23 protein-coding genes are annotated in these 23,549 nt (G+C 67.0%); 9 read left to right on the forward strand and 14 right to left on the reverse strand.

Annotation, left to right across the window (positions count from 1 at the left end; all coding sequences use genetic code 11):
• The first annotated feature begins 39 nt into the window (after positions 1-39).
• The 3 genes from EWE75_RS07240 (at position 40) to EWE75_RS07250 (ending at position 3,036) form a co-directional block, all read left to right on the forward strand.
• The gene (locus tag EWE75_RS07240) at positions 40-1,479 is read left to right on the forward strand and encodes a hypothetical protein (protein WP_130155990.1); all 1,440 of its coding nucleotides are present in this window, start codon (positions 40-42) and stop codon (positions 1,477-1,479) included.
• Positions 1,476-1,904 (forward strand): hypothetical protein, encoded by a 429-nt coding sequence (locus EWE75_RS07245; RefSeq protein WP_130155991.1) that lies wholly within the window; start codon positions 1,476-1,478, stop codon positions 1,902-1,904. Before EWE75_RS07240 ends, EWE75_RS07245 begins: the two co-directional genes overlap by 4 nt.
• A gap of 292 nt (positions 1,905-2,196) precedes the next feature.
• A complete protein-coding gene (locus EWE75_RS07250; protein ID WP_231708262.1) occupies positions 2,197-3,036 on the forward strand; it encodes an alpha/beta hydrolase in 840 nt (279 codons plus the stop codon).
• 162 nt (positions 3,037-3,198) lie between these two features.
• On the opposite strand, the gene EWE75_RS07255 is transcribed toward EWE75_RS07250, so the two are convergent.
• From EWE75_RS07255 to EWE75_RS07320, 14 genes are all read right to left on the reverse strand, one after another.
• Positions 3,199-4,155, reverse strand: coding sequence for an alpha/beta hydrolase (locus EWE75_RS07255; RefSeq protein ID WP_130156072.1), 957 nt, complete (start codon positions 4,153-4,155; stop codon positions 3,199-3,201).
• A 78-nt stretch (positions 4,156-4,233) separates the two neighbouring features.
• On the reverse strand, positions 4,234-5,283 hold the full coding sequence (locus tag EWE75_RS07260) for a DUF1176 domain-containing protein (RefSeq protein ID WP_165388290.1): 1,050 nt from the start codon (positions 5,281-5,283) through the stop codon (positions 4,234-4,236).
• Positions 5,284-5,367: 84 nt separating this feature from the next.
• Positions 5,368-6,834: an efflux transporter outer membrane subunit gene (locus EWE75_RS07265; RefSeq protein ID WP_165388291.1), complete on the reverse strand. Its 1,467-nt coding sequence runs from the start codon at positions 6,832-6,834 to the stop codon at positions 5,368-5,370.
• A complete protein-coding gene (locus tag EWE75_RS07270; RefSeq protein WP_130155993.1) occupies positions 6,834-8,426 on the reverse strand; it encodes an MDR family MFS transporter in 1,593 nt (530 codons plus the stop codon). Before EWE75_RS07270 ends, EWE75_RS07265 begins: the two co-directional genes overlap by 1 nt.
• The gene (locus EWE75_RS07275; protein ID WP_130155994.1) at positions 8,419-9,591 is read right to left on the reverse strand and encodes an HlyD family secretion protein; all 1,173 of its coding nucleotides are present in this window, start codon (positions 9,589-9,591) and stop codon (positions 8,419-8,421) included. Before EWE75_RS07275 ends, EWE75_RS07270 begins: the two co-directional genes overlap by 8 nt.
• 119 nt (positions 9,592-9,710) lie before the next feature.
• Positions 9,711-10,277: a TetR/AcrR family transcriptional regulator gene (locus EWE75_RS07280; RefSeq protein ID WP_130155995.1), complete on the reverse strand. Its 567-nt coding sequence runs from the start codon at positions 10,275-10,277 to the stop codon at positions 9,711-9,713.
• Between the two features lie 92 nt (positions 10,278-10,369).
• Positions 10,370-10,558, reverse strand: coding sequence for a hypothetical protein (locus tag EWE75_RS07285; protein ID WP_130155996.1), 189 nt, complete (start codon positions 10,556-10,558; stop codon positions 10,370-10,372).
• Positions 10,559-10,603: 45 nt separating this feature from the next.
• Positions 10,604-11,434 (reverse strand): S-formylglutathione hydrolase, encoded by an 831-nt coding sequence (gene fghA / locus EWE75_RS07290; protein WP_130155997.1) that lies wholly within the window; start codon positions 11,432-11,434, stop codon positions 10,604-10,606.
• Between the two features lie 5 nt (positions 11,435-11,439).
• Positions 11,440-11,817 carry a VOC family protein gene (locus EWE75_RS07295; protein ID WP_130155998.1) on the reverse strand — a complete coding sequence of 126 codons (378 nt, stop codon included), beginning with the start codon at positions 11,815-11,817 and terminating at the stop codon, positions 11,440-11,442.
• 22 nt (positions 11,818-11,839) lie between these two features.
• A complete protein-coding gene (locus tag EWE75_RS07300) occupies positions 11,840-12,952 on the reverse strand; it encodes an S-(hydroxymethyl)glutathione dehydrogenase/class III alcohol dehydrogenase (RefSeq protein ID WP_130155999.1) in 1,113 nt (370 codons plus the stop codon).
• Between the two features lie 48 nt (positions 12,953-13,000).
• A complete protein-coding gene (locus EWE75_RS07305) occupies positions 13,001-13,690 on the reverse strand; it encodes a pentapeptide repeat-containing protein (RefSeq protein WP_130156000.1) in 690 nt (229 codons plus the stop codon).
• Positions 13,687-15,786 (reverse strand): family 20 glycosylhydrolase, encoded by a 2,100-nt coding sequence (locus EWE75_RS07310; protein ID WP_130156001.1) that lies wholly within the window; start codon positions 15,784-15,786, stop codon positions 13,687-13,689. The genes EWE75_RS07305 and EWE75_RS07310 overlap by 4 nt, the downstream gene beginning before the upstream one ends.
• Before the next feature lie 57 nt (positions 15,787-15,843).
• Positions 15,844-16,200, reverse strand: coding sequence for a GntR family transcriptional regulator (locus tag EWE75_RS07315; protein ID WP_130156002.1), 357 nt, complete (start codon positions 16,198-16,200; stop codon positions 15,844-15,846).
• A 38-nt stretch (positions 16,201-16,238) separates the two neighbouring features.
• Positions 16,239-16,817 carry a nitroreductase family protein gene (locus EWE75_RS07320; protein WP_130156003.1) on the reverse strand — a complete coding sequence of 193 codons (579 nt, stop codon included), beginning with the start codon at positions 16,815-16,817 and terminating at the stop codon, positions 16,239-16,241.
• A 111-nt stretch (positions 16,818-16,928) separates the two neighbouring features.
• On the opposite strand from EWE75_RS07320, the gene EWE75_RS07325 reads away from it, so the two are divergent.
• The 6 genes from EWE75_RS07325 to EWE75_RS07350 all read left to right on the forward strand — a co-directional run bounded on the left by EWE75_RS07325 (position 16,929) and on the right by EWE75_RS07350 (position 23,448).
• On the forward strand, positions 16,929-18,530 hold the full coding sequence (locus EWE75_RS07325; protein ID WP_130156004.1) for a peptide MFS transporter: 1,602 nt from the start codon (positions 16,929-16,931) through the stop codon (positions 18,528-18,530).
• Between the two features lie 77 nt (positions 18,531-18,607).
• On the forward strand, positions 18,608-19,948 hold the full coding sequence (gene glmM / locus EWE75_RS07330) for a phosphoglucosamine mutase (protein ID WP_130156005.1): 1,341 nt from the start codon (positions 18,608-18,610) through the stop codon (positions 19,946-19,948).
• Positions 19,949-20,075: 127 nt separating this feature from the next.
• Complete coding sequence (locus EWE75_RS07335) at positions 20,076-20,306, forward strand: DUF1272 domain-containing protein (RefSeq protein WP_069206751.1); 231 nt, start codon at positions 20,076-20,078, stop codon at positions 20,304-20,306.
• On the forward strand, positions 20,303-21,526 hold the full coding sequence (gene thiD / locus EWE75_RS07340; protein WP_130156006.1) for a bifunctional hydroxymethylpyrimidine kinase/phosphomethylpyrimidine kinase: 1,224 nt from the start codon (positions 20,303-20,305) through the stop codon (positions 21,524-21,526). The genes EWE75_RS07335 and thiD overlap by 4 nt, the downstream gene beginning before the upstream one ends.
• Entirely contained in the window at positions 21,526-22,173 is a 648-nt protein-coding gene (locus EWE75_RS07345) for a ribonuclease HII (protein WP_130156007.1), read from the forward strand. Before thiD ends, EWE75_RS07345 begins: the two co-directional genes overlap by 1 nt.
• 141 nt (positions 22,174-22,314) lie before the next feature.
• The gene (locus tag EWE75_RS07350) at positions 22,315-23,448 is read left to right on the forward strand and encodes a site-specific DNA-methyltransferase (RefSeq protein WP_130156008.1); all 1,134 of its coding nucleotides are present in this window, start codon (positions 22,315-22,317) and stop codon (positions 23,446-23,448) included.
• Positions 23,449-23,549 lie beyond the last annotated feature (101 nt).

The following is a 23,549-nucleotide window of genomic DNA, read 5'->3' on the forward strand; positions in this document are numbered from 1 at the left end:
CGATAACGGCACGGCCAAGCCCGTGAGAGGAGTCCGCGCGTGACCGATCCCGTTTCGAATGCCGTCAACACCATCACCCGGACGATGGAGACCGGCTTCCTCAACCCCGTCACCAACGGCGAGATCAAACAGGTGGTCGCGACGATCAGTTCGCTGCCGGCGGCGCAGGCCAACCAGGTGATCGACCGGTTGCAGCACGGCGGCGAGCTCGGCCGTATCGCCGGCGAGGTCGAGGACGGCAGCATCCTCGGGCTCGGCGGGCTGTCGGCGGACGAGCGCGGCCGCTTTTTCGCCGACATGGCGGGCAAGCTCGACGGCCAACACCTCGCCACGCTCAGCAATGCCTTCGCGGGAACCGACACACGCGGCGATTTCGCGGCGGTGACCCAGCTCGGCGACGCGGTGGCGACGCATGCGAGCGCGCAAGCGAAGATCGACTATATTCATGCGCTGGCGGGTGCGACCGGGGACACTGCGGCGCGGCTCGATACCGGCTTCGGCTACAGCCAGACCAGCTTCAGCGATGCCGAAGGCGCTGCGGTCGGCCAGGTGCTCGGCAGCTTGCGTGGCGCGCAGGCCGAGGCGGGGTTTCGCGCGCTCGGTTCGCATCTGCCCGACGTGCTGACCTCGGCAGTCGATGCGCAGATGACCACGACCGCCACCAGCGCGGGCGCCGCCAACACGATGACGTGGCACGCCACCCAGTTCGAGGGGATCATGCAGGCCGCCGCGAGCATGAGCGATGCCGATCTCAAGGCGCAGGTGTTCGATTCCGGCGTGCAGGCGATGCGCGCGGTGCGCGACACCAACAGTATCATCGGCGGGCTCACCGTGGTGGGCAAGGATGCCGCGCTGCATCGGATGACGGACGGGCTGACTCGGATCATCGATAGCGATACAAGCGGCGTCATGCGCGAGCTGACCTACAACCGGGCAACCGCCGACGGATCGAGCTTCTCGGCCTATGCCAAGGAGATGCTGCATGAAGGCCGCGAGGCCGAACTCGGCCGGCAGATGGGTCGCCTGCAGGTCGGCAACGGCGGCACCGAGAATCCGGTCACACGGCTCGACCAGACCGTTACCGTCGCCAACACCCATCAGGAACGGCGGCCAAACGCCGGCGCGCTCGGCTATTTCGTTGGCAGCGTCTATGCTGGCGCGCAGTCATTGTCGGGCGACGTCGCACAGCAGCGGGCTCAGGTGACGGCGATCCTGAAGTCGGCGCTGACCATCGTCGACAAGGCCAAGATCGGCGGCCCGGCGGCGGCCGCAATCGGCACCGGCGCGAGCCTCGCCAAGGAATGGGTACAGTTCGCGGTCAATGCGGCGATTTCCGACCCGACCGCCAATGCCGGCACGCGGCTGGAGAATGCGGCATTGCCGGTCGACACGCGCACCGGCGAGCTCGGCGTCGGCGATGCGGTGTCGAGCACGTTCGACGACACGCTCGCCTCGGTCCAGCGCCGGGCTCGACCGTGAGGCTGCGCGCCGCGCTGACGCTGGCGGCTGCGACCACCGCCTGCGCGCCCGCGCCGGCGCCGCCGCCGATCACCCTGCCCGCGATCCTCGTCCGGCACGACGAAGCGCCCTATGGCGACCTGGTCGATCACCGGCGCGTCGCGGCGATGATCGCGAGCCTCGATCGACTCGAACCCGCCTGGGGCAAGCTCGACGTCACCGACTATACGATCGCTCCCGCCGATGACGCGAAGCTATGGCGTGCGATCGGCGCGGGGGTTCCGGCGGGTTGGGAGCCAGTCGCGCTCGGCGTTTTTCGGCCGCGCTACGGCACGCTGCGCGCATGGCAAGCAGGCAAGCATCTGTTCGCGGTGCTGCGGGTCGATCCCGGCATCGCTTCGGATATCCCGGTGCTGGTGTTGCGTGATCGTGGAGTCAGGCAATGATCGTGCAAGGGATCAATGGCCTTTGATGCGCGGCGCTTGAGCATCAGATGTTCGATCGCAGGGCGTCCGAGGTCTGCGATCCGCCTGCGGAACGGGTATGCAGTAGTCTTGCGCTCGGGTGTAGAACGCCGGATGCTACGCCGCTTTTCCGAAGGTGTTCATAATGCGTGTCCGCATTCTGCTTTCAACTGCGTTGGCGCTGACCATCCCAGTCGATAGCCCCGCGTCATCCACAGAGAGGCCGCCGGTCACTACCTTGGGCACTTGGCGGCCAGCCTCGGGATTGGACCAAGTGCCGCTTTGGCCAGGTGATGCCCCCAACGGCACGTTCAGGCCACAACCGCCTGAGAGTGTACAAACCTACGACGATGCCGGCGTTCTCGGCGGCAAGTCGGAAGCTGTCTTGAATATCGCCGTACCGACAATGACGATCATGCCTGCCAAAGGGCGCAAAACCGGAACAGCCGTGATTGTGTTTCCCGGTGGCGGCTTTCGGAAGGTCTTCATCGGGCTCGAAGGCACGGAGATTTGCGATTGGCTGACGCGTAAAGGGGTTACGTGCATCGTCTCCAAGTATCGCGCGCCGGGCGGCAACGACTTTTGGGACGATACCTTAAACCGCCGAATCACGCCCCACATTCCTCGTGCTTTGCAGGATGCGCAGCGCACAATACGGCTAGTGCGGTCCAAAGCAGGCGAGCTTGGTATCGACCCCCATCGCATCGGCGTTCTGGGGATGTCGGCAGGCGGCTACCTTGTCGCGCAGACCAGCAACATCCTGACACCAACCTATCGTCCGATTGATGCCATCGACAAGATCAGCAGCCGACCGGATTTCGCAGTGGCGCTCTACCCGGGTCATATCTGTCGTGATGACGGCTCGTTCGACCGCAGCTTACCAGTAACAAAGGCCGCGCCCCCGACCTTTATCGCTCAGGCGTGGGACGACGCAACCGATCCGATTTGCAACAGCCTGATGTATGCGGCGGCGCTGGATAAGGCTGGCGTGTCGACCGAGGTTCACCTGTTTGCCAAGGGCGGGCACGCCTTTGCTCTACGTCACAAGGACGAGCCCGTCGGGCAATGGCCGCAGCTCGTTGAGCTTTGGCTTAAACAAATCGGCATGCTGTAACAGACGGATACAAAGACTGGTTTATCATTTTAATAACAATTGGTTGTAGGTATCTTGTCGGCTTCCGCAGGGGTCATCAGCGTTGAGGCAGAGCCACCAGCTCTCTACGGCACGTATCCCCTCTCAGGCGGCTAGCAGCCAGACACTCGCCAAATTGCCCGATCAGCCGGCCGGCTTCATCCAGTCGTGCATCGTCATCCAGCGCGCAAATTCGTCGAACCAGCCGGTGCTGGTGGTCTTCTTCGGATACATGCCGAAGCCGTGGCCGCCCTGTTCGAAGAAGTGGAACTCGACCGGGCGCTTGGCCGCGCGCCAGCTCTCGATCAGGCCGAACGTGCCGTTGCCGAACAGCGGATCGTCGGCGGCGAGCGCGACGAACAATGGCGGTGCGTCGGCTGGCACGGTGACCGGGGCGAGCGAGCCGTAGATCGTGCCGGCGAAGGCGGGCTTGGCATCGGCCTGTCCGTTGAGGGTCGTCGCCATCGTCAGCATCGCGCCGGCCGAGAAACCGATCATGCCGATCCGCGCCGGATCGACATGCCATTCCGTCGCCCGCTGGCGGATCAGCGCAAACGCCGCGCGCGCGTCGGCGAGCTGCGGCGCGAGGTTGGCCATCATCGCCGCCGCCGTCGGGCGCGGCGCGCCGCTGGTGGCGCGCTCCTGCAGCGAGCGCTGGTAGGCGGCCATATCGCCCGGTGTCTGGTTGAGCCGGTATTTCAGGACGAACGCGGCGACACCGCGCGCGGCAAGCGCGCGTGCGACGTCCCAGCCCTCGTTCTGCATCGATAGTGTGGTGAAACCGCCGCCGGGCGCGACGATGACGGCGGTGCCGCTCGCCTTCGCCGGGTCGGGCAGGAAGGGCGTGAGCGTCGCCACCGTCACGTTGCGGGCGAAGACACTGTTATACTGGCTGTGCCACGATTCCTTGGCGGCCGCACCGGGCAGCGGCCCCGTGCCGAGCTCGATCGCGTTCGGCTGGCTCGGCACCGCGATCGGCATCATCCGGTCGGTCTGCGCCTGCGCGGGCGCGGTCGCCGCCAAAGCGAGACCCAGCGCCGTCGCCACCAAGCGCAAGCCAAACGGCCCGATCGCGCGATACCGTCTTCCCGAACCGGACATGGGCCGCATCATCGATTCTCCCCTAATTTGTCGGAGTTTTGCGCCGCTCGGGAGATGCAGTCAATCGCCCGATCCGCCTCAATGCACCGAGCGAAACAGAGTCGGCCAATCCCCCGGTTCGATGCCGCCGCAGGATTGCTGAAGCTCCATATCGGTCAATTGAAACGCCGTGCCGTCCCAGATCCAGCTTGCCGACATGCCGCAATCGGCCATCCCGCGCCCTTTCGCGGCGTCGCTCAGCATGCCGGTCTTGGGATCGAACGTGCTGTCGGTGAAATAGCGCGCATCGGAATGATCGGTGCCGTTGCCGATATAGGGCGTCGGCGCGATCAGCCGGCGCGACGATCCGCCAGCGCGTTGCGCGATGAACGCCAGCGACGATCCCTGATACGCCCCCATAATGCACGGGATCAGCACCAGCGCCTGCCGGGCATCGAGCGGATAGGCCTCCGGGTCCATGCTGACATCCGCCTCGCAGTCTTCCTTGGCGAGGACGGCTTTCTGCCCGGCACGGACGGCGGCGATCAACCGCGCGTCTTCGCCCGGCGCCAGTCTGGCGGTGATCGGATGATAGGGGATTTTCGGACGCGGTGGCGGCGGCGGAACCTTCGCGGCGGGAAGCGGGCCGGGCCGCAGCAGCGCCGTCACGCCGCCCACCCGCCCCTGCCGCGCATCGATCCGCAGCATCGCCGCCGCGAACCCGTCGAGCGGGATGTCGTCCTCGGCACCCAATCGCAGCGTCGATGCGTCGCGCAAGCGCAGCACGAGGGCGCGGATGGCGGTAAGGTCGTCGCTGGCCAGCGCCGTCTCGTCGGCGTCCGTCGTCATCTCCCACACAGGCGCCGCGAGGCCGACCGGCTTGCCGTCGATCGCGATGCCGCCGCGATCGAACTTGTGGTCGGCGCGGATCGTCACGACCGGTTTCGCGGCCGGGCCGGCGTCACGCTCGATCCGTATCTCCGTGCCGTGGCTCGAATCGGCAAAGCCCTTGGCAACGCAGGCGAGCGTGTTGTCGCACGCAACGAACCACGATCCGTAGCTGTCATAGGATTGCACCGGCCCGGATTGCGAAGCCTCCGCGCGGAGCGCTGGGGCGGAGCAGAGCAACGCGGCGACGGCGGTAGCCATCCGGGCCAGAAGGCTGAGTTTCGATCGCATCCGGCCCTTATGGCACCACACGCCGCCAGTGCCACCCGTCGCGTTGGGAGACGCTCAGCCGCCGGAACGGACCGGCGCGTCCTTCGCGGGATCGCTCCAGCCGAGGCCAAGGCTCTTCTGCACGCCGATATAGGCGTTGGTGAGCTGCGCCTTGGCCTGCGCCACCGCGATCGCCGCCGACAGCCGCTGGCGCTCGATATCGAGCTGGTCGATCAGCGTGCTGGTCCCCGCCTGATAGCGCTGCGCGTTGAGCCGGGCGGATTGCGCCGCCGTCACCTCGGCACCGCGCAACTGGCCGAGCTGCTGGCGGACGTTGCCGAACAGCGAGAGGTTCTTCTCGGCGTCCTGCAACGCCTCAAGCACCGTTTCCCGATATTGCGCCCCGGCCTGATCGCGCTGCGCCTCGGCAGTGTGGATCGCGGCGCGGGTGCGGCCGAAATCGAGGAACGACCAGCTCAGCATCGGCGCGATCAGCGTGGTCAACTTGCCGGGATCGAACACGTCGCCGGGGCTGGTGCCGCCGAGCCCGAGGATGCCCATGAAGTTGATCTTGGGGTACAGCTTGGCGGTCTGCACGCCGATCGCGGCGTTGCCCGCAGCGAGCGCGCGCTCGGCCGAGCGGATGTCGGGGCGGTGTGCGATCAGCGTCGCGGGGTCACCGACCGGCACCTGCGCGGGCGGCAGCGGCACTGGCGCAAGCGCGTCGAGCTGCGGATCGAGTGCGCCCGGCGTGCGCCCAGTCAGCACCGCGAGCTGGTCCTTATACTGGTCGATCTGCGCGGCCAGCGGCACATTCTGCGCGTCGGTGTTCTGGACCTGAGTCTGCAAGCGCTGCACGTCGAGCTGCGACGCGGTGCCCGCCTGCAAACGCTGACGGGTGAGATCGAGCGCCTGCCGCTGGAGCTTGCTCGATTCGGCGTTGAGCCGCTGCCGCTCCTGCACGTCGCGCAAATTAACATAGGCTTGCGCGACCTGCGCCGACAGGCTCACCTGCGCGTCGGCGAGATCGGCGAAGCGCTGCGCCACGCCGGCACGCGCCTGCTCGATGCCGCGCCGCCCACCGCCGAACAGATCGACCTCCCACGAGGCTTGCCCGCCGAGATTGTAGAAATTGAGCGACGAAATATCGCTGCTGCTGCTGCCGCTATCGCTCGAACTGCCGCCCAGATTGGTGCCGGGCAGGCCGGCGTGCAGATAGGTTGCGTTGGCGCTGATGCTCGGCAGTTCGTTGGCACGTTTAGAGGTGAGTTGCGCCTGTGCCTCGCGGATGCGCGCCTGCGCGAGATCGATATTGGGGCTGTGCGCCAGCGCATCATCGACGAGGCCGTTGAGCGTCGCGTCGCCAAGCGCCTCCCACCAGCGCGCGAGGGCCGGCGCGGGAACGAACGTCGCGTCCTTCGCGCGCACGAAGCCGCCGCGCGCCACCGCGTCGGACGCGGCCTTGGGCGGGCCGGCATAGTTCGGGCCGACGGTGCAGGCGCCGAGCAACGCCAGCGCGACGAGGGGAGTATGTTTCAGCATCAATGCATCGCCGCGGGTTCGGAGTGCTTCGGCAGTGGCCGAAGGAAAAAGACGAGCGGCAGCACCATCAGCGCGCCGACGCCCATCATGAAGAAGATATCGTTATAGGTCATCACCAGAGCCTCGACCTGAATTTGCTGGCCGACCAGACGATAGGCCGCCGCCTGACTGCCGACGCTCCGCGCGGTCGCGGCCATGTAATCCTGCACCGCCACCGAATTGGCGTGGAGCGATTCCTCCATCCGGCGCGAATGCAGCCACACCCGCTGATCCTGGATGATCGAAATGCCCGCCAGCGCAAGGCTACCGCCCAGGTTGCGCGCCGCGTTGTACAGGCCCGACGCGTCACCGGCATCGGCCGGCGGAACCGATTGCACCGCCGCCTGGCTGAGGAACAGCATCGTCAGGATCTGGCCGACCCCGCGCAACAATTGCGAGGCGGTGAAGTCGCCGCCGGAGGACTGCGCGTTCAGGCTCGAATCGATCAGCGCGGACGTTGCCATGATGATCAGGCCCGCCGTTACCGCGATGCGGATATCGATCCGCTTGAGCAGGATCGGCACCGCCGCCATCAGCATCAGGGCGGGGATGCCCGACAGAAGGACCACCTTGCCCGATTGCAGCGAATTGTAATCGGCGATCGAGGCGAGGAACTGCGGGATCACATAAGACGTGCCGTACAGCACGATGCCGAGTACGACCCCCATCAGCGCGACCGACCCGAACTGGCGATCGAGCAGCAGGCTGAGCTTGATGACCGGCCGTCTCGCGAACACCTGGCCCGCGATCAGGCAGCCGAAGCCGACCACCGAGATCGCCGTCACCGTGCGGATCAGGCTCGAATCGAACCACAATTCGCGCTGCCCCTCTTCGAGCACGACGGTCAGCCCGCCCAGCCCCAGCGCGAGTCCGGCGATGCCGAGCCAGTCGGCGTTGGCGAACTCGGCGAGCTTGGCCTTCTGGTGCGGCAGGCCGACGAACAGCAGCACCGCGAGTATCGCGCAGATCGGCAGGTTGATGAAGAAGGCGTAATGCCAGCTCACATTCTCGGTCAGCCAACCGCCCAGCAACGGCCCCAACACCGGCCCCATGATCGCGACCACGCCAAACATCGCGATGCCGACCGGCTGTTGCGCGCGCGGCAGTCGCTGCGCGATGATGGTCTGCGCGGTCGGGATCAGCGCGCCGCCGGTGAACCCCTGCCCGACGCGACCGATGATCATCTGAGTCAGATTGGTCGACGTCCCGCAGATCAGCGAGAAGCCGGTGAACAACACCGTCGCGATCAACAGGAAGGTGCGCAGGCCGAGCATCCGCGTCAGCCATGCCGACAGCGGGATAATGACGATCTCCGCGACCAGATAGGCGGTCGCGACCCAGGTGCCTTCGGTCCCGCTCGCACCGATCTCACCCTGGATGGTGGGCAGCGCCGAGTTGACGATCGAGATGTCGAGCGTCGCCATCAGCGCGCCGAGCGTGCCCGCCGCCACCGCCAGCCACGCGCTGGCGTCGGCGCGACGGCCCTCGGCATCGGCCGGGGGCCGCGCCTTGGCTAGCCGCTGGGCCGTGGCGGCGGCGGCTGAACTAGCCACGCGGCCGCGCCTTTTCGCGCTGCTTTTCCTGATCGCGGATATGGTCGAGCTCACCCTTCGCGGCGATCGTATTGACCGTCACCGTCACCGACAGGCCGGGCACGAGCAGCCGCCGCGCCGCCGGCGTCGCCTCGATCGCGATGCGGATCGGCACGCGCTGGACGATCTTCGTGAAGTTGCCGGTCGCATTCTGCGGCGGCAGCAGCGAGAATTGCCCGCCGGTGCCCGGTGACACGCTTTCGACATGGCCATGCAATTCGGTGCCGCCGAGCGCATCGACCTCGATCGTCGCCGGCTGGCCCGCCCGCATCAGCGCGAGCTGGGTTTCCTTGAAATTGGCGGTCACGTAGATTTTGTCGAGCGGCACCAGCGACATCAGTCGCGTGCCGGCCTGCGCGAACTGGCCGAGCGTCACCGTCTTGTCGCCGACCCGCCCGTTGATCGCGGCGCGCAGGATCGTCGCACCGACATCCACGTTCGCAGCGGAAAGCTGCGCGCGCGCGCCTTGCGCCTGCGCTTCGCCCTGGCGGACCTGCGCACGGATGCTGGTGATGCGGCGTTCCTGCGCGACCAGCGCCGCCGCCTGCGCGCGCGCATCGGCGGACGATTGCTTGGCGGCGATCTGCAATTGCGCGAGTTGCTGGCGCGTCTCGGCGCCACTCGCCGCAAGCGGGGTGTAGCGCGCGACTTCGGCGGCATCGTGCGCGGCCTTGGCACGCGCGGCGGCGAGTTGGGCACGCGCCTGATCGATCGCGGCATATTGCTCGGCGATGCCGGCGCGCGCGTTCTCGGTGGTGGCGGTGGCCTGCGCGATCTGCGCCTGCGCCTGCTCGGCCTTGGCCCGGTAATCGCGCGGATCGATGCGAACGAGCGGATCGCCCGCCTTCACGTCCTGGTTGTCGATCACCAGCACCTGCTCGACATAGCCGCTCACCTTGGGCGCGACGACGACCGCGTCGGCGGCGATCGTCGCGTCGTCGGTCGATTGCAGATATTTGCCGACGGTCTGGTGATGGATGAACCAGAGGATGCCGAGCACCAGCAGCACGACCACGATCACCAGCAGAACCAGCTTGGTGACGGGGCTGAGCTTGGCCTTCTTGGCTTCGGGCTGATCCTGCGCTGGCGCGTCCTCGCGCACGGACTGATCGGAGGCGTCGCTCATCGCGCCGTCACCGCCCGAGCCTTGCGTGATGGGGGCGTTCGAACCGCCCGCCCGTCTGCATATCGCGTCATCATGAAACCCTGCATGTTTGACCAGTCAGTCATTTGAAGTCGAAAAAATCAGCCGATCATCCGCCACAAAGCGTCGAAACTCGTCTGGCGATGGGCGTCGGCATTTTCCGGGTCCTGAAGAATGAACTCGACCGTCGCCTCGGCGATCGCGCTCATGAACGCGGCGAACAGGCCATACGGTGCGGCGTGCATCGGGCCGTTTTCCCGTGCCCGCTCGATCAGCGAGGTAATCTCGCCGAAACCGCAGCGCGCGGCTTCCCGGCTCGACGTGACGACTTCCTCAGCGACGTTGAGGTGCTTGAGCGCGCGACGCTTTTCGGGATTTGCGGTCGACCAGCGCAGCAAGCCGGCCCAGACATGGGCAAGCTGTTCGCGCTGGCCTTCCCCGACCGGAAAGCCATCCACCGCGACCGCGCCGAGTTCGCTCTTTAGATCGATGTAGAGCTGGTTGAGCAAATCCGCCTTGGTCTCGAAATAGGTGAACAGTGAGCCATTGGAGACGCCTGCCGCCTTGGCGATCAGCGCGGTCGGCGCGCCGATACCCTGCGCGGCGATGATCTTCGTGGCCGCTGCCATGATCGCGTTACGCCGGTCGTCGCTTCTTGGTCTCGCCATGATCGCGACGGCTCTATAAAAGAGTGTTCAGTCAGTCAATGACAATTTTGCTGCGTTGCAGTAAAACCCCGGCGCGGCGTCCCGATCGAGTGTCAGGCGTTCGGCGTGCCCGGTGCCTTCTTGACCAAGCCGCCCGCCCATTCGATCTCGCCCGCATCGGGGGCGATCACTTTCGTGCCCTCGTCGGTCTGTTCGGGTGCGGCCGGCGCAGCGGGCGCCTGCTCATCATCGTCGGTGCCCTGCACGCCGCCGACGTCGCGTTCGATCTCATCTTCGCCCATGCTGTCCTCCTGAGAGCCTGCACAACGCGCAAGATCCGAACGGGTTCAGCCGAGACGCGCCGCGTGCCAGCGCAGATGATCGGCCATGAAGGTCGAGATGCCATAATAGCTGTGGTCGTACCCGGGCTGCATCCGCAGCGTCAGCGCGATACCGGCGTCGCGACACGCCGCCGCCAGCAGCTCCGGCCGCAATTGCTCGGCGAGAAACGGATCACTATCGCCCTGATCGACCAGCAATTCGCCGACGCGCGCGCCATCCTCGATCAGCGCGACCGCATCGTGCGCGCGCCATGCCGCCGGATCATCGCCGAGATAGCCGGCGAGTGCCTTCCGGCCCCACGGCACCTGCGAAGGCGCGACGATCGGCGCGAAGGCGGAGATGCTGCGGAAACGATCGGGATTGCGCAACCCGATCGTCAGCGCGCCGTGCCCGCCCATCGAATGGCCGGTGATCCCCTGCCGCGCCATGTCGGCTGGGAATTCCGCCGCGATCAGCGCCGGCAGGTCCTGCTCGATGTACGAACGCATGTGGAAATGCGCCGACCACGGCGTTTCGGTGGCGTCGACATAGAAGCCGGCGCCCTGCCCGAAATCATACTCCGGCACATCCGCCACCCCGTCGCCGCGCGGCGAGGTGTCGGGTGCGACGAAGATCAACCCGAGTTCGGCGCAGGCGGCGCGATACTCGCCTTTCTCGGTGACGTTGGCGTGCGTGCAGGTCAACCCCGACAGGAACCACACCACCGGCAGGCGCGTGCCCGGCGCATGATCGGGCACGAACACCGAGAAGGTCATCGCCGTACCCGTCGCCGACGACGGATGACGGTACACACCCTGCACGCCGCCGTGGCTGCGGTTCAGCGAGACGGTCTCCATACGCGTCAGGCGGACAGCCGATGCAACGCGCACAGCTTGTTGCCGTCGGGATCGCGCAGATAGGCGAGATACATGCCGCTGCCCGGACGCTCGCCGGGCGCATCCTCGATCGCCGTGCCGCCATGCTCGACGCCCGCCGTGTGCCACGCATCGGCCTGTTCGGGGCTGGCGGTGGCGAAACCGATCGTCGCGCCGTTGGCGCAGGATGCCGGCTCGCCGTTGATCGGCTTCGTCACCAGGAACGCGGCGCCGTTGTGGAAATAGACCAGCCGCCCCTTTTCGTCGAAGCTACCGGGCCGCGCGCCAACCGTGCCCAGCACCGCGTCATAAAAGACTTTCGAACGATCAAGATCGTTGCTGCCGATCATCATGTGACTGAACATTGCGTCTCTCCCCCAGCGACTCTCAATACACCACGACGGTGCGGATGCTCTCGCCTGAATGCATCAGATCGAAGCCTTTGTTAATCTCTTCCAAGCTCAGTACGTGGGTAATCATCGGGTCGATCTCGATCTTGCCGTTCATATACCAGTCGACGATCTTGGGAACGTCGGTGCGGCCCTTGGCCCCGCCGAACGCGGTGCCACGCCAGTTGCGCCCGGTGACGAGCTGGAACGGGCGCGTGCTGATCTCCTTGCCGGCTTCGGCCACGCCGATGACGATGCTGGTGCCCCAGCCGCGATGGCACGCCTCGAGCGCGGTTCGCATAACCTCGGTGTTGCCGGTGCAGTCGAACGTGTAATCCGCGCCGCCGTCGGTCAGCGCGAGGATCGCCGCGATCGTCTCGTCCCGCGATGTGCCGCGCGCGTCGATGAAGTCGGTCATGCCGAAGCGGCGGCCCCATTCCTCGCGGTCCGGGTTGATATCGACGCCGATGATCTTGTTCGCGCCCGCCAGCCGCGCGCCCTGCAGCACGTTGAGGCCGATCCCGCCCAGACCGAACACGACGATATTGTCGCCGACCTGAACCTTGGCGGTGTTCACCACCGCGCCGACGCCGGTCGTCACGCCGCAGCCAACATAGCAGGCGCTGTTGAACGGCGCGTCCTCACGGATCTTCGCCACCGCGATCTCGGGCAGCACGGTGAAGTTCGAGAAGGTCGAGCAGCCCATATAATGAAAGATCGGCTGCCCCTTGTACGAGAAGCGCGTGGTGCCGTCGGGCATCAGCCCCTTGCCTTGCGTGGCGCGGATCGCGGTGCAAAGGTTGGTCTTGCCGCTGAGGCACGATTTACACTGGCGGCATTCGGGCGTGTAGAGCGGGATGACGTGATCGCCCGGCTTCACGCTGGTGACGCCCGCGCCGACTTCGCGGACGATGCCCGCGCCCTCATGCCCGAGCACGCTCGGGAACAGCCCCTCGCTGTCGAGCCCGTCGAGCGTATAGGCATCGGTATGGCAGATGCCGGTCGCCATGATCTCGACCAGCACTTCTCCGGCCTTGGGGCCTTCCAGATCGAGCTCGACAATCTCAAGCGGCTTCTTGGCTTCGAACGCTACGGCGGCGCGGGTCTTCATACGGTTTCTCCTGCTTGCGCGCCTCTTATCGCCCTCTTTCCGGCTGCGCTACCGGACGTTGAGGCCGAGTTCACCGAGCAATTGCCCGGCCTGATCGCGCGAGATCGTCGCTCCCCGGAACAGCGCGGCGTCGATAAGCCGCAGTCCGCCGAGATCGGTGCCACGCAAGTCCGCGCCAGTGAAGCGCGAGCCGGCCATGTTGGCGTCGCGCAGGCTGCACGCCTCGAACACGGCATGGCGGAAGTCGCATTTGCGCAGGTCCGCGCGGCTAAGATCGAGCCGGGTGAGCGTCTGCTTGAGGAACGAGAAGCCCGCCAGCCGCGCGTCGATCAGCAAAGTCTCTTCGAAGCGCAGGTCGAGCGCGCGCGCATCGGTGAAGTCCGCGCCGGTCAGCTTGCAGCTCGTGAACGATGCCGAGGACAAGGTCGCGCCGCGCAGCAGCGCGTTGTTGAAATCGCTCGCCGCGAACACCGCGTCGCCCAAATCCGCGCCGGTGAAGCTCGCGAACGCACCGCGACACGATCGCCAGTGCGTTCGCTCCAGCCGCGCGCCGGAGAAATCGGCCCGCCGCAGGTCACAGCCCTCGAAGCGCCAGCCCGACAGGTCGAGCCGGCCAAGCTCCGCCTCGCCGAGATCGCAATCGATCAGCCGCACCGGCGCGGCGCCCGCCAGCGCCGCGATATCGGCGCGCGCGAGCGTCTCGCCCGTGATGGTGTGCCCGGAGAACGGATCGGTCATTGCAGCGCCACGCTTTCGACGGCGATCATCGCCGCGCGCACCTTGGCGCGCGAATCGATGTCGGTGCCGGTCAACACGAAATACAGATCGTGCGTGCCCTGCCCTGCAGGAAGCGCCGCCGACAGCGCGTGGCGATCCGCGCCCGCCGGCCAACCGCCGAGCGGCAGCGAGACAAGCAGCGGACCATCGCGCCCGTCGAGATGCACGTCGATCTCACCAGCAGCGGTGCGAGGTTTGGCGAGGCGGGCGATCGGCGCCGCATTGCCGAGCCGCATATTGAACGCCAGCTTCACCGCCGCCACGTCGAGCCGGCGCGCGGTGTCGAGATCGGCGGCGCGGTACAGCCAGCACGGATGCTGCGGCGATACACGGACCAGCGCGGTGCCGCCCTCGGCGCGCGGCGGCGCTTCCAGGATGAACGCGGTCTCGCCGGGCGTGCAGAAATCGAGATCAATGCTCGCGCGGCGCGGCCCCGGCGCGGGCGGCGTGGCGACCTCTGTGCCGGCATCGAGACCGATCAGCCGATAGCGCGCCCGCTGCACCGCCATGCGGCTCTGAAAGCCGGCCCAGTCGCGCGCTGGCGGGCTCCAGCCAACCTCGGCGATGGCGGCGGCGCGCGGCCACACCAACTGCGTCACCCAATCCTCGCGGCGCGCGCGCTCGGTCCACATCTGGCCTTGCAGGCCAAGCACATGGCGCCGCGCGTTGGGCGACAGACCTGCGGGGACCGGATCATGCTCGTAGAGCATCCGGGCAGTGATGGAATCGCTCCAGCCGGGTGGCTCGTCGGCGGTGTTCTTCTGGCGGTTGTCGAGATAGTACAGCGGCGCCTGCGCGATGACGGCGTCGTGCCCGGACGCGACCGCCTTGGCCGCACCGTCGCCGTCGTGCCACGACATGATCGCCGCCTGCGCGTCGAGGCCGGCGCCGGTCGCGCCGTCCTGAATCTCGTCCCAGCCGATCAGCCGGCGGCCATGTGCCTCCAGAAAGCGCCCCAGCCGCGCGATGAACCAGCGCTCCAGCGCCGGCGCATCCTTGAGACCGAGCGACGCCATCCGCGCTCGCGTTTCGGCGGAGGCCTGCCACTGGGTCGGGTCGACCTCGTCGCCGCCGAGGTGGATGAACCGGCCCGGAAACAGCGCCATCACTTCGCTGAGGATGTTCTCGACCGTGGTGATCGTCGCTTCGTCGGTGTTGAGCACTTCGGGCAGCAACCCCCAGTCGGACGCGACCGGCTCGGGCCCGAAGCCGCGCACGCCGAGCTTGGGATAGGCCGCGATCAGCGCGGTGCTGTGCCCGGGCAAGTCGATCTCGGGGACGATCGTGATGTGCCGCGCGGCGGCATAGGCGACCACCGCGCGGATCTGCTCCTGCGTGTAGAAGCCGCCGTAGCGCGTCACGGCCTTGCCGTCCGGCGCGATCGTGTCTGGCGCGACCGCCGCGCGCCATGCGCCGACCGAGGTGAGCCGCGGATAGCCTTTGATCTCGATCCGCCAGCCCTGATCGTCGCTCAGATGCCAATGGAAGCTGTTGAGCTTGTGGACCGCCATCCAGTCGAGGAAGCGCTCGACATAGGCGACCGACTGCATGTGCCGCGCCGAATCGAGCATCAGCCCGCGCCACGCGAAGCGCGGCTGGTCGGCGATCGTCATGGTCGCGAGATGGACGGTCCCGCCGGGCTGCTGGGTGAGCAACTGCCACAGCGTCACGCCGCCGTAATACAGCCCCGCCCCGGCGGACGCGCGGATCGTGACGCCGGTGTCGGCGACGGCGAGCGTATAGCCTTCCCCGCCGCCGGGCGCGGCGGGATCGCTGGCGAAAGCGATGTCGCCGGCGCGTCCCTCGGCGGTCTCGACAAGGACCGGGCGCAGGCGCGTCGTGGCGGCGAGCCGGTCGCGCAAAGCGGTGGCTGCGGCGCGGGCGGCGTCATCGTGCGGCGCGACGCGCAGGCGCGGTGCTGGCGGAACGTCGAACCCCCTGCCCGGCTGTTCGATCACGGAGGCGGGCAGCGGCACCAACGCGGGTGGTGCGGCGCTGGCGGCGGTCGCGCCGAATACGGCGAGGCCGCCCAGAATGATCGTGCCGGATTTGCGCATCACGTCTCTTCAACCGTATTCTTCGTCGAAAAGGAACACGATTGCGCCGGGCCGAATTCAGGCGTCGCTGCGCTCCAGCAGGTCGGCGGGGTCGAGACCGAGTAACCCGATATGGTCGCGGATGCGCGGCCAGCTTTCGGTCAGGAACAACGTCCGCTCGGCATCGCGCAGCTTTTCCGCCGCGCCCGCCAGCACGAACATGCCGACGCCGCGCCGCACCTCGACATAGCCGTCGTCCTGAAAGGTCTGATACGCCTTCGCCACCGTCAGCGGGTTGGCGCCATGCTGCGCGGCGAGCGCGCGCACCGAGGGAAGCTGGTCGCCCGCGCGATAGTCGCCGCGCAGGATCGCCGCCGCGATCGTGTTGCGCAGACGGATGTACACGGGGCTGTCGTCGTTGCTGAGCGCTGTCATGCCACCTTAATACAGCAGCAGGGCTTCGCGTCCAGTCCTTAGCCCTGCCAGGTGGAGACGACGTCGCTCAGATCGGGCCGGGGCCGCTCGTCGAGCAGGCGCTCGGGCATGCCGAGGAATATGAAGCCGGCGATCCGCTCTGGCGCGGCGCCGAACGCATCGCGCACCGCGTCCGAATATGCCGGCCAGCCGGTCAGCCACCCGCCGACGAAGCCAAGCGCATGCGCGGCGGTGAGCAGGTTCATGCACGCCGCCCCCGCCGAAAGCTCCTGCTCCCACAAAGGAATCTTGCTGGTCGGATGCGGCGCGGACAGCACGACGACCAAAGCTGGCGCCTGATGCGCGAACTGTACGAGCGAATCGAGCTCGACCCGCGTCGCTTGCGGCCGCTCGGCGCGATACGCCTCGGTGATGACCTCGGCGAGCCGGTTGCGTTTGTCCTCGCCCACCACCACGAAGCGCCACGGCGCGAGCTTGCCGTGATCGGGCGTGCGCGCGGCGACGGCGAGGATCGTCTCCATCTGCTCGGGGGAAGGGCCGGGTGCGATCATGTCGCGTGGCTTGCCCGAGCGGCGGGTGGAAAGCAGCGCTAGCGGCGAACTGGTGTCGTTGAACATGCCCACGATGTAGCGTTGCCGCGCGCATATTTACAGTCGCCGGAATGCCGCTAGGTTCGCGCGCTTGTACGCCGGGCGTTCCGGCAGGGTTTTCAGGAAGTTGTTCCGTACATGGCCACCGCCGAATCCGCCCCGGGCGTGCCCGCCGACGCGAAAACGCTGTTCGGCCACCCCCGCGCGCTGTTCATGCTGTTCTTCGCCGAAATGTGGGAGCGATTCTCCTATTACGGCATGCGCGCGATCCTGGTGTTCTATCTCACCAAGCATTTCCTGTTCGCGAAAGACCCGTCCTACGCGGTGTACGGTGCCTATACCTCGCTGGTGTACGTCACCCCGGTGATCGGCGGCTATCTGGCGGACCGGTATCTCGGCGCGCGCAAGGCGGTGCTGGCGGGCGGTATCCTCATCGCCGCCGGCCACCTGATGATCGCGCTGTTCGAGGGGCCGGTCGGCGAACAGGGCCTCTATCTCAACGGCTTCTACCTCGCGCTGGCGACGATCGTGATCGGCACGGGCTTCCTCAAGGCCAATATCTCGGTACTGGTCGGCCAGCTCTACGCGCGCAACGATATCCGCCGCGACCCTGCGTTCTCGATCTTCTACATGGGAATCAATACCGGCGCGTGGATCGGCCCGATCATCATCGGCATCCTCGGCGAGACGGTCGGCTGGTCCTGGGGCTTCGGCGCCGCCGGTATCGGCATGGTGCTCGGCCAGATCGTGTTCGTGGTGTTCCAGCGTGAGCTTCACGGCGTAGGTCAGCCGGTATCGCCGGAGCGGTTGCGCGCGCCGGTGGTGGCGGGGCTGTCGCGCGAATGGATCATCTATATCGCGGCGTTCCTGTCGATCGGCGTCGCCTGGTGGCTGATCCGTTCGGAAGGCGCGGTCGGCCTGCTGCTCGGCGGGTTCTCGGCGCTGACGGTGGGGCTGATCGTCTATCTCGCGGTGTGGACGCTGCCCCGCGTCGAACGCGACCGCATCTTCGCGGCGATGTTCCTCGTCGCGCTCAGCCCGTTGTTCTGGGCGCTGTTCGAACAGGCCGGCTCGTCGCTCAACGTCTTCACCGATGAACGCGTTGATCGCGTGATGCTCGGCTGGACCGTGCCGGCATCGGTGTTCCAGTCGGTCAATTCGGCCTTCATCATCACGCTGGCGCCTTTGTTCGCGGGTTTGTGGACATGGCTCGCCAAGCGGCGGCTGGAGCCGAGCGTACCGCTCAAATTCGGGATCGGGCTGATGCTCGTCGGCGTCGGCTTCATCGTGCTGGTGGCGGGCGCGGCGGCAAGCGGGAGCGGCCTGACCCCGGCGCTGTTCATCATCCTGCTCTATCTGTTCCACTCGATGGCCGAATTGTGCTTCTCGCCGATCGGCCTGTCTTCGATGACGCGGCTGTCGGTGGCGAGCATGACCGGGCTGATGATGGGCACCTGGTTCCTGGCGACCGCCGCCGGCAATTTCATCGCCTCGGTGATCGCGCAGGCGACCGGCGGCGACAATGCCGGGCCGGATCAGGTGCTGCACGTCTACACCAGCATCTCCTGGTTCTCGATCGGCGTGGGCGTGCTGGTGGTGCTGGTCAGTCCGTTGGTGAAGCGGCTGATGCACCTCGATCTGCTCGATGCGCCGGTCGATCACGCGATGCTCGGCGAAGCCGGGCTCGCCGAGCCGGCGGCGGCGGGGCTGGATACGCGCGGCGAGACCCGCACGCACTGAGGTGCTTCGAACGCGCCGCTCGCGCTTCTGGCGCGGCGGCGTTACTGAGCTGACACAACCGATCCGGAACGAGACGCATGGCACGCAAATATTTCGGCACCGACGGCATTCGCGGGCTGACCAACAAGGCGCCGATGACGGCGGCGATGGCGATGCAGGTCGGCATGGCGGCGGGCGCGCATTTCCGGCGTGGCGATCACCGCCACCGCGTCGTGATCGGCAAGGACACGCGCCTTTCCGGCTATATGCTCGAAAACGCGATGGTCGCCGGCTTCACCTCGGTCGGCATGGACGTGGTGCTGGTCGGGCCAATGCCGACGCCTGCCGTGGCGATGCTGACGCACGCGATGCGCGCCGATCTTGGCGTGATGATCTCGGCCAGCCACAATCCCTATCAGGATAACGGCATCAAGCTGTTCGGCCCCGACGGTTACAAGCTCTCCGATGCCGACGAACTCGCGATCGAGGCGCTGATCGACGGCGAAGTCGCCCTCGCTCCCGCCGAAGAAATCGGCCGCGCGCGTCGCGTCGAGGATGCGCGCGGGCGCTATATCCACGCCGCCAAATCGACCTTCCCCGATGGCCTCACGCTCGATGGCCTCAAGATCGTCGTCGATTGCGCCAACGGCGCCGCCTATCAGGTCGCGCCCTCGGCGCTGTGGGAACTCGGTGCCGAAGTGATCGCGATCGGCGTCACCCCCAACGGCAAGAACATCAACGACGGCGTCGGCTCGACCGCGCCGCAGGTGCTGTGCGAGACGGTGGTGGCGAGCGGAGCCCACATCGGCATCGCGCTCGACGGCGACGCCGACCGGCTGATCGTGGTCGATGAGAAGGGCAAGGTCGTCGATGGCGACCAGCTCATGGCGACGATCGCGAGCGGCTGGGCGCGCGCCGGGCGGCTCCAACAGGGCGGCTTGGTCGCGACGGTGATGTCCAACCTCGGTCTGGAACGCCACCTCGCCACACAGGGCATCAAGCTGGTGCGGACGTCTGTCGGTGACCGCTACGTGCTCGAGGCGATGCGTGCGCAGGGGTACAACGTCGGCGGCGAGCAGTCCGGCCACATCATCCTGTCGGACTACGCGACCACCGGCGACGGGCTGGTCGCGGCGTTGCAGATCCTCGCCGAACTGGTCCGCTCAGGTGTGCCGGCGAGCGAATTGCTCCACCGTTTCGATCCGCTGCCGCAATTGCTCAAGAACGTCCGCTTCGCCGGCGGCAAGCCTTTGGAGGCCGAAACGGTGAAAGCCGTCATCGCCGAGGCCGAGGCCGAACTGGCCGGCAAGGGCCGCCTCGTCATCCGCCCCTCCGGCACCGAGCCGGTGATCCGCGTGATGGCCGAAGGCGACGATCCCGATCAGGTCGAGCGCGTGGTCGATCGCATCTGCGACGCGGTGCGCGCGGCGGCGGCGTAAGCGCAACATATTCCCCGCCCGCTCGCGGGAGGGGCTAGGGGAGGGCCTGTCCCCAAACGCGACACCCTTTTTAGACACGCCCTCCCCCGCCCCCTCCCGCAAGCGGGAAGGGAGAAAAGGACACGAAATGCTCGAAATGCGCCCCGATTGCGAACGCTGCGGCACCGATCTCCCCGCCAACGCCCCCGGCGCGTTCATCTGCTCGTTCGAATGCACCTTCTGCGCCGAATGCGCCGAGGATCTCGACGATCGCTGCCCCAATTGCGGCGGCGAGCTGATGGACCGCCCCGCCCGCACCGGCAAGGCACTCGCCGGCAATCCCGCCTCGACGATACGCTATTTCAAGGGACACGCGTGACGACCCCGCGCATCCTCATCATCGCCGGTTCGGATTCGGGCGGCGGCGCCGGCATTCAGGCCGACATCAAGACGGTGACGATGCTCGGCGGCCACGCCATGACCGCGATCACCGCGATCACCGCGCAGAACACGATGGGCGTGCAGGCGGTGATGCCGGTCCCCGCCGACATCGTCGTCGCGCAGATCGCCTCCTGCGTGTCCGACATCGGCGTCGATGCGGTGAAGATCGGCATGATCGGCTCGGCCGAGACCGCGCATGCGGTGGCGGATGCGCTAGAAGGGCTTGGCGTGCCGATCGTGTTCGATCCGGTGATGGTCGCGACCAGCGGCGCGGCGCTCGCCGATGCCGACACGATCGCCGCATTCGACAGGCTGATGCGGCTCGCCACTTTGGTCACGCCCAATGTGCCCGAACTGGCCGCGCTCTCTCCCCCGGTTCGCTTTGAGCTTGTCGAAGGGCATACCAGCGGCGATGCGTCCGGGGCGCGGGCTTCGACGGGCTCAGCACGAACGGGGGGACGTGCAGAAATGCTGGCGGCCATCACCGGCACCGCGATCCTCGCCAAAGGCGGTCACGGCGACAGCGACACGCTGACCGACCGGCTCGTCGGCCCCGCCGGCGAGATAGCCCGCTGGGACAGCCCGCGCATCGCCACCCGCCACACCCACGGCACCGGCTGCACGCTCGCCTCGGCAATCGCGACTGAACTCGCGCGCGGCGCGCCGCTGCCGCATGCGATCGAGCGCGCGCGCGCCTTCGTCCGTCTCGCGATGCTCGGCGCGCCCGGATTCGGTGGCGGCCACGGGCCGATGGGGCACCAGACCGTTCGGCTCGACGGCCCCCGCCCCGCGCCCACCCCCAACCAGATCACGCTGCCGCTCATCGATTTCGCCGCCAGCGCCGCTTTTTGCGAAGCGCTCGGCCTCACCCGCATCGTCGATGCCGCGCCGCGCTACGCCCGCTTCGAAAGCGAGGGCGGCGTCACCCTCTCCATCGAGGCGGCGGACGAGATGCCGCACGGGCCGATGCTGTATTTCGAGTGCGACGATCTCGACGCCACCGTCGCCGCGTTGCGCGCGCTCGGCGCAACGGTCGGCGATCCGGTCGACCAGCGTTGGGGCTGGCGCGAGGCGCGCACGCGCGATCCCGCCGGCAACGCGCTCTGTCTCTACCAGTCTGGCGAGGCGCGGCGCTTTCCGGCATGGCGGATCGCCTGATGCCCAGCCTCAAACACGAAAAACTCTGCCTTGCCCCCGTCGCCGGTGTCGATGAGGCCGGACGCGGCCCGCTCGCCGGGCCGGTGGTCGCCGCTGCCGTCATCCTGCCCGCGCGGGGCGTGCCGCGCGGCATCAACGATTCGAAGAAGCTCCCCGCCGCCGAGCGCGCCCGGCTGCACGACCGGCTGCGTGGATGCGCGCAGATCGGCGTCGGCATCGTCGAGGCCGACGAGATCGACGTGCTCAACATCTATTGGGCGACGATGAAGGCGATGACGCTCGCCGTGGAAGCGCTGGTTCGGGAGGGCGGCTGCGTGCCCGGCCACATCCTCGTCGATGGCAACCGCCTACCCAAATGGCACCATGCCGCCACGCCGATCGTCAAAGGCGATGCGATCAGCCTGTCGATCGCCGCCGCCTCGATCATCGCCAAGCATACCCGCGATACGATCATGCGCGCGCATCACGACGCGCATCCGCACTACGGCTGGATCACCAACCAGGGCTATGGCGCGCCCGAACACCTGCGCGCTTTACGCGAACACGGCCCCTCCCCGCTCCATCGTCGCAGCTTCGCTCCGGTCGCCGCATTTTTTCGGGAGGCCGAGTCCTCGCCGCCACACGCTATCACTGGGGCCTGTGGATAAGTCGGGACTCAACATCTGGAAACCTTCCCGAAATGTTCCGCTTCGTTAACGATTTAGCAAACACTTTCGTTAACCAATGTTCGCTTGACGCGAGTCGTTCGATCCGCAGGAAGGTACGAAATCGAAAGCGGGGATACGTGCATGGGGCTGATGGAAAAGGTTAAGGCGCGCAAGGCGCCGCCCGTGGTGGCGCCGATCGAGCTGCCGCTCGACCAGATCATCCAGCGCGATTGCATCGCCGCGATGCGCGCACTGCCGGCGGATTCGATCGACATGATCTTCGCCGATCCGCCCTACAACCTCCAGCTCGGCGGCGATCTGTCGCGCCCGGACGGCAGTCATGTCGACGCCGTCACCGACGAATGGGACAAGTTCGACAGCCTTTCGGCCTATGACACCTTCACCCGCGCATGGCTCGCCGAGGCGCGCCGCATCCTCAAGCCCAACGGCTCGATCTGGGTAATCGGCAGCTATCACAACATCTTCAAGGTCGGCTCGGCGATCCAGGATCTCGGCTATTGGATCTTGAACGACATCGTCTGGCGCAAGGCCAATCCGATGCCGAACTTCAAGGGCACGCGCTTCACCAACGCGCATGAGACGCTGATCTGGGCGTCGATGGGCGAGAAGGCGCGCTACACCTTCAACTATCGCAGCATGAAGACGCTCAACGACGAGCTGCAGATGCGCAGCGACTGGGAATTCCCGGTCTGCGGCGGTCAGGAGCGGCTCAAGAAGGATGGCGTCAAGGTCCACCCAACCCAGAAGCCGGAAGCGCTGATTTACCGCATCCTGCTAGCCTGCACCAAGCCCGGCGACGTGGTGCTCGATCCGTTCTTCGGCACCGGCACCACCGGCGCGGTGGCGAAGCGGCTCGGCCGCCACTGGATCGGCATCGAACGCGAGGACGATTATGTCGCCGCCGCCCGCGAGCGGATCGACGCCGCGCTGCCACTCGATGAATCCGCGCTGACGACGATGCAATCGCCCAAAGCCGCCCCGAAAGTGGCGTTCGGCGTGCTGGTCGAAAACGGCTATCTCACCCCCGGCGTGGTGCTGAGCGACGCCAAGCGCAAACACCGCGTTTTGGTCCGCGCCGACGGCAGCGTGCAGACCGCGTGCGGCACGCACACCGGCTCGATCCACAAGGTCGGCTCGCTGGTGCAGAACGCACCGGCCTGCAACGGCTGGACGTTCTGGCACATCGAGACCGAGACCGGCCTCAAGCCGATCGACACGCTGCGCCAGACGTATCTGCTGGCGACGCAGCCTTGATCTTCGGTTGAGGAGAGCCACCACCTCCGTTCGTCCCGAGCGAAGTCGAGGGACAAGCCCGACGGTTGCGCACGGTGTCTAGACTTCGCTCGACACGAACG

Origin of the sequence: Sphingomonas populi, assembly GCF_004208535.1 — a bacterium.
GTDB lineage: Bacteria > Pseudomonadota > Alphaproteobacteria > Sphingomonadales > Sphingomonadaceae > Sphingomonas > Sphingomonas populi.

Excerpts from the sequence above, each read along its gene's own strand:
- EWE75_RS07255 (WP_130156072.1), bottom strand. The coding sequence starts at position 4,155 with ATGTCCGGTTCGGGAAGACGGTATCGCGCGATCGGGCCGTTTGGCTTG.
- EWE75_RS07260 (WP_165388290.1), bottom strand. The coding sequence starts at position 5,283 with ATGGCTACCGCCGTCGCCGCGTTGCTCTGCTCCGCCCCAGCGCTCCGC.
- EWE75_RS07265 (WP_165388291.1), bottom strand. The coding sequence starts at position 6,834 with ATGCTGAAACATACTCCCCTCGTCGCGCTGGCGTTGCTCGGCGCCTGC.
- EWE75_RS07275 (WP_130155994.1), bottom strand. The coding sequence starts at position 9,591 with ATGAGCGACGCCTCCGATCAGTCCGTGCGCGAGGACGCGCCAGCGCAG.
- EWE75_RS07280 (WP_130155995.1), bottom strand. The coding sequence starts at position 10,277 with ATGGCGAGACCAAGAAGCGACGACCGGCGTAACGCGATCATGGCAGCG.
- EWE75_RS07285 (WP_130155996.1), bottom strand. The coding sequence starts at position 10,558 with ATGGGCGAAGATGAGATCGAACGCGACGTCGGCGGCGTGCAGGGCACC.
- fghA (WP_130155997.1), bottom strand. The coding sequence starts at position 11,434 with ATGGAGACCGTCTCGCTGAACCGCAGCCACGGCGGCGTGCAGGGTGTG.
- EWE75_RS07295 (WP_130155998.1), bottom strand. The coding sequence starts at position 11,817 with ATGTTCAGTCACATGATGATCGGCAGCAACGATCTTGATCGTTCGAAA.
- EWE75_RS07300 (WP_130155999.1), bottom strand. The coding sequence starts at position 12,952 with ATGAAGACCCGCGCCGCCGTAGCGTTCGAAGCCAAGAAGCCGCTTGAG.
- EWE75_RS07305 (WP_130156000.1), bottom strand. The coding sequence starts at position 13,690 with ATGACCGATCCGTTCTCCGGGCACACCATCACGGGCGAGACGCTCGCG.
- EWE75_RS07310 (WP_130156001.1), bottom strand. The coding sequence starts at position 15,786 with ATGCGCAAATCCGGCACGATCATTCTGGGCGGCCTCGCCGTATTCGGC.
- EWE75_RS07315 (WP_130156002.1), bottom strand. The coding sequence starts at position 16,200 with ATGACAGCGCTCAGCAACGACGACAGCCCCGTGTACATCCGTCTGCGC.
- EWE75_RS07320 (WP_130156003.1), bottom strand. The coding sequence starts at position 16,817 with ATGTTCAACGACACCAGTTCGCCGCTAGCGCTGCTTTCCACCCGCCGC.
- EWE75_RS07325 (WP_130156004.1), top strand. The coding sequence starts at position 16,929 with ATGGCCACCGCCGAATCCGCCCCGGGCGTGCCCGCCGACGCGAAAACG.
- glmM (WP_130156005.1), top strand. The coding sequence starts at position 18,608 with ATGGCACGCAAATATTTCGGCACCGACGGCATTCGCGGGCTGACCAAC.
- EWE75_RS07335 (WP_069206751.1), top strand. The coding sequence starts at position 20,076 with ATGCTCGAAATGCGCCCCGATTGCGAACGCTGCGGCACCGATCTCCCC.
- EWE75_RS07345 (WP_130156007.1), top strand. The coding sequence starts at position 21,526 with ATGCCCAGCCTCAAACACGAAAAACTCTGCCTTGCCCCCGTCGCCGGT.
- EWE75_RS07350 (WP_130156008.1), top strand. The coding sequence starts at position 22,315 with ATGGGGCTGATGGAAAAGGTTAAGGCGCGCAAGGCGCCGCCCGTGGTG.